The following is a 7,104-nucleotide window of genomic DNA, read 5'->3' on the forward strand; positions in this document are numbered from 1 at the left end:
CGCGGGCGCCGCCCTGACCCAGGCACGGCCCAGAAGGGCCGCGGACACCACGGAGCGGGCCGGGCGGACGCGGGAACGCCAGAGGGCGACGGCGGCCTGAGCGGCACAGGACGACGGCACCGGCAGGGCGGGGCGGCTTCCGGCCCCGGCCGGAACGAGCGGCCGCGCGCGTCAGACCTGACTGCGCAGCCACCCCGGCCCCGGCCCCCCGGCCGACGCGACCGCGTCCGCCAGCGGTCCGACGTCCCCCTCCCCCAGGGTGGAGACGGTGATGCGGACGGCGGGCGGCGCGCTCACGCGGAAGCGGGCGCCGGGGGCGACGGCCCAGCCGGCCTGCAGCAGCCGGGCGACGGCGCCGGTCTCGTCCGGCACCGGGATCCACACGTTCATGCCGCTGCGCCCGTACGCGGTGATCCCCCGGTCGGCGAGCGCGCCGAGCAGCGCCTCGCGGCGCCGTCCGTACGCCGCCGCCACGGCCGGCGTGTCCACCGAGCCGTCCGCCCACAGCCGGGCCACGGCACGCTGGGTGACGCGGCTGACCCAGCCGGGGCCCAGCCGCTGCCGGCCGCGCACCCGGTCGAGCGTGACGGTGTCCCCGGTGAGCACGGCGAGGCGCAGATCGGGTCCGTAGGCCTTGGCGGCGGAACGGACGAAGGCCCAGTGGTGCGTCGTACCGGCGAGGGGGTGCAGGGGAAGGTCGACGATGCGGTGGCCGTGGTCGTCCTCGATCAGCAGCGTCCCCGGGTGTTCGCGGAGCACGGCGCGCAGTTCACGCGCGCGTGCGGCGCTCAGTGCCGCGCCCGTCGGGTTCTGCGCGCGGTCCGTGACGACCAGGGCGCGCGCGCCGGCCGCCAGGACGCGGCGCACGTCGCCGGTCAGCGGCCCCTCGTCGTCGACGCCGACGGCCACCGTGCGCAGGCCGAGCGCCGGGACCAGGTCGAGGAGGCTGCCCCAGCCCGGGTCCTCGACGGCGACGGCGTCCCCGGGCTTGAGATGGGCCGCGAGGACGCGTTCGACGGCGTCCAGCGATCCGGAGGTCACGGTGAGCGGTCCGCCGGGCACCCCGTCGGCGTCGAGTTCGGCCCGCGCGATCCGGGCCAGCTCCGGCTCCACGGGGCCGGCCCCGTACAGGACCGGGTCCCGGTCGCCTTCCGCCGCCACCGCCGCGAGGGCGGGCGCCAAGGGCGGGAGCAGCCCGGGGTCGGGGTTGCCGCTGGACAGGTCCCGCACTCCGGCCGGCACGGTCACGTACAGGTCCTCGCGGCCCGTGGTGGCGGGCTTGGACCGGATCCGGCTGCCCCGGCGGCCGGCCGTCTCGATGACCCCGCGCTCGCGCAGGGTGCGGTACGCGGCCGCGACCGTATGGGGATTCACCCCTAGCCGCGTCGCCAACTCCCGCATGGAAGGAAGCGGTTGGCCGGGTGAAAGTGCACCGCCACCCACCGCGCGCTCGACGCTCGCGGCAATCTCCGCTGCGCCCCGACCCTCGATCGGATACTCTCCTAGCACAAAACGAATTATGCACTAGTGCAATGGAGAGCACCATGCAGGGGACCCAGCCGCCGCAACCGCAGCCCGCCGCCTACGCCCCGACCGACCGCACGGTCCCCACCCGCTCCGCGGACCGGGCGTCGTACGACAGGGAACTGGTGCACTCGATACTCGACGAGGGCTACGTCTGCCACCTCGGCTTCGTCCGCGACGGCGCGCCCGTGGTGCTGCCCACGCTCTACGGCCGGGTCGGAGAGCGGCTGTACGTGCACGGTTCCACCGGGTCGCGCCCGCTGCGGATGACGGGTCAGGCCGACCCAGGGCTCCCGGTCTGTCTGACGGTCACCCACGTCGACGGTGTGGTCCTGGCCCGCTCCGCCTTCCACCACACGATCAACTACCGCTCCGTGGTCGTGCACGGCACCGCCCACCAGGTCACCGACCCCGAGGAACGGCGGCTCGCGCTGGACGCGCTGGTCGACCACGTCGTCCCGGGCCGCTCCGCCGACTCCCGGCCCGCCGACAAGAAGGAGCTGGCCGCCACCGCGGTGATCCGGCTCGACCTGGACGAGGTCTCCGCCAAGGTCCGCACCGGTGGCGCGAACGACGAACCCGAGGACCTGTCCCTGCCCCACTGGGCGGGCGTCCTCCCGCTGCGCAAGGGGTATGGCACCCCGGTGGCCAACGCCGACCTGTTCCCCGGTGTCGAGCTCCCCGACTACCTCCAGGCCCTGTGATGCTGATCCACCCCTGGGACGCGCCCCGCGACGACGGCGAGTGGCAGACCTGGCTGGCCGCTCACGACTTCGGCCAGCTCGCGGTCAACGGCCCGGCCGGCGAGCCGCCCCTCGTCCAGCCCCTGCACTTCGCCTACGACGCGGATCGCGGCGAGGCCGTCACCCACCTCGCCCGTCCGAACCCGCTGTGGCCCGCCCTGGAGGCGAACCCACGGGTGCTTCTCAGCGTGGTGGACGACTACGCGTTCGTGCCCGGCCCCTGGCAGGCCGATCCGGACGACCCACCCGAGCACGGCGTCCCCACGAGCTTCTACGCCGCCGTCCAACTCCACTGCACGGCCCACGTCGTGGACGACCCGGTTGAGAAGGCCGGCCTCCTCAACCGTCAGCTCGGCCACTTCCAGCCGCAGGGCGGCTCGTCCCGGGCGGCGCCGGGCGAGGCCCCGTACGGCCGCCTGCTGTCCGGCATCCGCGGACTGCGGCTCGAAGTGACCGACGTACGGGCGAAGTTCAAGTACGGGGGCAAGAGGACGGAGGAGGTCCGGGACCGGATCGCCACCGCCCTCGCGGGGCGGGCCGGACCCGGGGACACGGCGGCGCGGGAGCACATCGTGCGACGGCGCGGCACGTGAGCGGGCCCGGCAGGCACGGGTGCCGCCGACCCGGCCGCGCCCTCACCCGGGGACGTCACACGAGCACCGGTTGTTCCTCCGCCTCGTCCCTGCTCGCACGCGACCCGCGCGTCTCCGCCGCGGCCAGCCCCGCGACCGAACCGAGCATCAGCAGGGTGCCGGCCACGGTCGGTACGGTCAGCCGCTCGCCGAGGAGGGCGACGGCCAGGACCGCGGCGCTCACCGGCTCCAGGAGCATGATCACGGAGACGGTCGCCGAGCGCACGGCCGCGGCACCCGCGAAGTACAGGGCGTAGGCGAGAGCCGTGGGAATCGCCGCGATGTAGAGCAGCAGCACCAGGACTCGCGCCGGGTCGGCGGTGTGCGGCACCAGGCCCTCCGCGAGCGCGAACGGCAGCAGGCACAAGCTGGTGACCGCGAACGCCCACACCGTCGTGGCGGAGGTGTCGCCACCGCCCTGGCGCCCCCACCACCGGGTGAGCAGCGTCATGGCGGAGTAGCCGGCCGCGGCCAGGAGCGCGAGCAGGACGCCCGCCGGACGCACGGTGGCGCCCGATCCGCCGAGCGTCAGCACGGCCAGCCCGGCGAGCGCCCCCGCGACGGCGGCGGCCCCGCCACGGCCCAGCCGCTCCCCCAGCGCGCAGCGCGCACCGAGCGCAATGAAGACGGGTCCGGCGCCGAGCGTGACGACGGTCGCCACGGCAAGCCCGGTGGACTGCACCGCGGCGAAGTAGGCGGTCTGGAACACCGCGAGGCCGAATCCGGTCGCCACGGCCTTGCGGACCCTGCGGCCGAGCGGCTCGGCCACGGCCGGACGGGTGGCGGGTCGCAGCAGCCCGCCGGCGAGCAGCAGCACGAGTCCGGCCGCGCACCGCCAGAAGGACAGGGTGAAGGCGCCCATGTCACTGACCCGGTAGACCAGTGAGGCAGCGGCACCGGCGGTGCCCCAGGCGGCACCGGCGACGATCAGATACAGCAGGCCACGCCCGACGGGCAGGCCAGAAGAGGCATTCGACACGAGTTGTCTCCGCAGATGTGCAGAAGTACGGAAGGCGACCCGCTCCAGCGGGGCGCGCGGACTTCTTCCGCGGGCGGCACCGTCCCGCCCGGCCGGGAGCCGAGCGTGATTTCCCGGAGGCCCGCCTCAGGCGGCCGGGGGCGGAAGGACGAGTGCGTTCGCAGCCATGAAGCGCACCCTACGCTGCGGTTTCACGCGCCGACAACTCCCTTTGGCGACCACCGCTCGCCACGGGTTCCGGGGAACCCTTGGCGGGCGTCGACGACTGGGCGATGAACGCGCCGACCAGGACGACCGAACCGCCGACGACCTGCGGCGTGGACAGGTGCTCGCCGAGGAGCACCCAGGCCAGCATGGTCGCGACGACGGCCTCGAGACAGGCCACGACCCCCGCGACCTGCGGGGACAGCCGCCGTACGGACACCACGCCGGTGACGTAGGCGACGACCGTGGCGACCAGGACGATCCAGGCGAGCAGTGCGGCTGCCGGGACCTGGGTGCCGTTCATCCGGGCGGTACCGGAGAGGACGGACCAGTCCATGGCCCAGGGGCGGGCGACGGCGGTCAGGACCAGAGCACCGATCAGCAGGCCGTACGCGATGACACCGAGGGGGTCCGGCGCCTCGTCACCGGCCTCGCTGCCCTGGTCGGACAGGACGAAGTAGCCGACCTGGCAGCAGGCCGCGCAGAGCGCGAGCAGCAGCCCCAGCGCGTCGAAGCCCAGACCCGACCACACCTCGACCACGCAGGCCAGGCCGCCGACCGCGAGGACCACGCCGAACACGGCCGCGCGCGTCACGGGCCGCCGCTGCACGAACCGCACCCAGCCCAGCACGAGGGCGGGGGCGAGGTACTCCACGAGCAGCGCGACCCCGACGGGGATGCGTGAGATCGCGGCGAAGTAGCAGGCCTGCACACCCGCCACGGCGAGCAGTCCGAACCCGGCGAGGAGCGCGGGGCGGCGGCGGAGCAGTCCCCGGTGGCGCACGGCGAGCGGCAGCATCACCAGCGCGGCACCGGCCACCCGCAGCCACACCACGTGCAGCGGGTCGAGCCCCGCCTCGATCAGCGGCTTGGCCGCGACGCCGGACCCCCCGAAGGCGAGCGCCGACGCGAGCGCGAGGCCGAGCCCGACGCCCTTCCCACGGCTGCTCTGACTGCTCTCAGACATATGCACCGGCACATGATGACAGGCCACGACATGAGCGTCACCCTCGATGACACCTGTCTCACCGGCCGGACGGAGCCGACCCCGCCGGCGCTCCTCAGCGGGGCGTCCCTCCGCCCCCGGCGTACTCCCCCGCGCGACGCTCGATCCGCTCCCGCAGGTCCCGCACCTCGACCCGGGCGCGCCCGAGCACCTCGACGGCCCGGGCCTGGGGGTCGACAACGATTCCCGCGAGCAGATCGATCCCCCGGGCCTGCGCGTCGCCACGCCGCGCGGCGCACTCGCGGGCATGCTCCACGGCGGCCGCGGCCAGCGGCGACCAGCCAGCGGCGTCCCTGGGTTCGATGCCCGTCGGACCGGCGCCGCCCGGACGAGGGCCCGACGTCAGCACGGGTACCGCACCGGAGTCCTCCACAGCGCTCCGCCAGCGCAGGCCGTAGCCGATGCTGCGCTGCACGAGGTAGCCGAGCAGGCGGGCGACCTGCGGGGCTTCGCCGATCACGGCACGCACCTCGGGGTCGGATTCCAGGAGCGAGTGCAGCAGATGGGCGGTGTCGATCTGCCGGTCCCCGTCCCGAACGGCCCGCCGGCGGGCACCGGCGACCACCGCCGCCGGCTCGGCACCGAGCCCGGCAACGTCATCCGGCCGGCGGACGCCCCGGTCGTGCGCGGACTGGCGGGGAATACGGGGTTGCACACCCCCTACCCCATCAGCCTCTGCGGCCTGGGGCATCCCCGGGAGGAAGCATTTCCGCATCCCACGGAGAGTGGACACCGTTCACGGAAATCTCCTCCTCACGGAGGAGATCAGGCGCTTTCCCTCCCGACGGCGTGCGCCGCCCCGCTTCGCGTCACGCAGGCAGGCGGGCACCGAGGCGCCGAGTGGGCCGAGTGGGCCGACCCGGACATCCACCCGGACGTCCACACATTCTGACGGTTCATCAGTATTGAATGTTCCAGGCCCTGCGGCTACGTTCCGCGACACCACAGCCCGACACGAAGAGGTGGTCGCATGGCCGAAGTCAGCGCGGAGGCACGCATCGGGGCACCGGCCGAGAAGGTCTGGGCGAAGCTCACGGACTGGTCGGCGTACGGGGAGTGGAACACGACTCACACCGGTTTTCCCAAGGGCGGCCCCGAGACCCTGGCGGTGGGCGGCACCTTCCAGGAGAACATGAAGCTCATGGGCTTCCCGGCCGAGGTCGAGTGGACCATCGAGGAACTGGAGCCGGCACGGGTGTTCCTCATCCGCGGCAAGGGGCCGATGGCGGTCAGCCTCACCACCCGCTACACCCTCACCCCGGACGGCGACGCCACGACGGTGCGCATCGACGGTGAGTTCACGGGCGCCGCCGTGTCGCTGATGGCCGGCAAACTCAAGGACTCGGCGACGGCGGCCCTCAACGAGTCGCTGCGCAAGCTGGACGGGCTGGTGGCCTGACCCCCGGCCGCGCCGGCCCGCGAAGGCGCCCCGCGGATCGCTCCACGGGGCGCCCCGGTCACCGCACGGACGCCGGACGCCGGACGCCCGGTCGGCCGTCAGTGCTAGTCGGCGAGGATCAGGTACAGCTTCTTGCGGGCGTCGCCGATGACGGCGAGAGCCTTCTCCCGCTGCTCCTTGCTGCCGGTCTTCCAGACCTGGCCGAAGGCTTCCAGCAGCCCGAAACCGGCCTGCCGGATCTCACTCAGCGCCTCCCAGTCGACACCCCGCGAGGCTTCCTCCCAGGGTGCCTCGGGACCTTCCTCCGCGGCGGTGCGGCCGGCCTCGGTGAGCGCGAAGAGCTTCTTGCCGCCCTCGCTCTCGCTGGCGATCAGGCCCTCGTCCTCCAGCAGCTGGAGGGTCGGGTAGACCGATCCGGGGCTGGGCTTCCACGCCCCGCCGCTGCGCTCGGCGATCTCCTGGATCATCTCGTAGCCGTGCATCGGGCGGTCCTTCAGCAGGGCCAGGATCGACGCCCGTACGTCTCCGCGCCGGGCCCTGCCCCTGGGTCCGCCGCGGCCCCGGCCGCCCCAGGGGCCCGCGTGACCGAAACCCGGCCCGAAGGGGCCGCCGGGACC

8 protein-coding genes are annotated in these 7,104 nt (G+C 74.2%); 3 read left to right on the top strand and 5 right to left on the bottom strand.

The genetic code is table 11. The features are described 5' to 3' along the window. Positions 1-171: 171 nt before the first annotated feature. Positions 172-1,509 carry an aminotransferase class I/II-fold pyridoxal phosphate-dependent enzyme gene (locus ACFW2E_RS37370; protein WP_384473639.1) on the bottom strand — a complete coding sequence of 446 codons (1,338 nt, stop codon included), beginning with the start codon at positions 1,507-1,509 and terminating at the stop codon, positions 172-174. 35 nt (positions 1,510-1,544) lie between these two features. Between ACFW2E_RS37370 and ACFW2E_RS37375 the strand changes: the two genes are divergently transcribed. After that, the gene (locus tag ACFW2E_RS37375) at positions 1,545-2,228 is read left to right on the top strand and encodes a pyridoxamine 5'-phosphate oxidase family protein (protein ID WP_384473642.1); all 684 of its coding nucleotides are present in this window, start codon (positions 1,545-1,547) and stop codon (positions 2,226-2,228) included. Further along, the gene (locus ACFW2E_RS37380; RefSeq protein ID WP_384473645.1) at positions 2,228-2,860 is read left to right on the top strand and encodes an FMN-binding negative transcriptional regulator; all 633 of its coding nucleotides are present in this window, start codon (positions 2,228-2,230) and stop codon (positions 2,858-2,860) included. Before ACFW2E_RS37375 ends, ACFW2E_RS37380 begins: the two co-directional genes overlap by 1 nt. 55 nt (positions 2,861-2,915) lie before the next feature. Here ACFW2E_RS37380 and ACFW2E_RS37385 read toward each other — a convergent pair whose 3' ends face one another. The 3 genes from ACFW2E_RS37385 to ACFW2E_RS37395 form a co-directional block, all read right to left on the bottom strand. Then, a complete protein-coding gene (locus ACFW2E_RS37385; protein WP_384473648.1) occupies positions 2,916-3,878 on the bottom strand; it encodes a DMT family transporter in 963 nt (320 codons plus the stop codon). Positions 3,879-4,056: 178 nt separating this feature from the next. Continuing rightward, a complete protein-coding gene (locus ACFW2E_RS37390; protein ID WP_384473660.1) occupies positions 4,057-5,061 on the bottom strand; it encodes a DMT family transporter in 1,005 nt (334 codons plus the stop codon). Positions 5,062-5,143: 82 nt separating this feature from the next. Next, a complete protein-coding gene (locus ACFW2E_RS37395) occupies positions 5,144-5,743 on the bottom strand; it encodes a Clp protease N-terminal domain-containing protein (protein ID WP_384473651.1) in 600 nt (199 codons plus the stop codon). Positions 5,744-6,058: 315 nt separating this feature from the next. On the opposite strand from ACFW2E_RS37395, the gene ACFW2E_RS37400 reads away from it, so the two are divergent. Next, positions 6,059-6,487: an SRPBCC family protein gene (locus ACFW2E_RS37400; RefSeq protein ID WP_384473654.1), complete on the top strand. Its 429-nt coding sequence runs from the start codon at positions 6,059-6,061 to the stop codon at positions 6,485-6,487. Positions 6,488-6,591: 104 nt separating this feature from the next. On the opposite strand, the gene ACFW2E_RS37405 is transcribed toward ACFW2E_RS37400, so the two are convergent. Beyond that, positions 6,592-7,104, bottom strand: a 513-nt coding sequence (locus tag ACFW2E_RS37405) for a PadR family transcriptional regulator (RefSeq protein ID WP_384473657.1), incomplete at its 5' end; no start/stop codon positions are given.

It is taken from the genome of Streptomyces sp. NPDC058964 (assembly GCF_042741275.1).
Classification (GTDB): domain Bacteria; phylum Actinomycetota; class Actinomycetes; order Streptomycetales; family Streptomycetaceae; genus Streptomyces.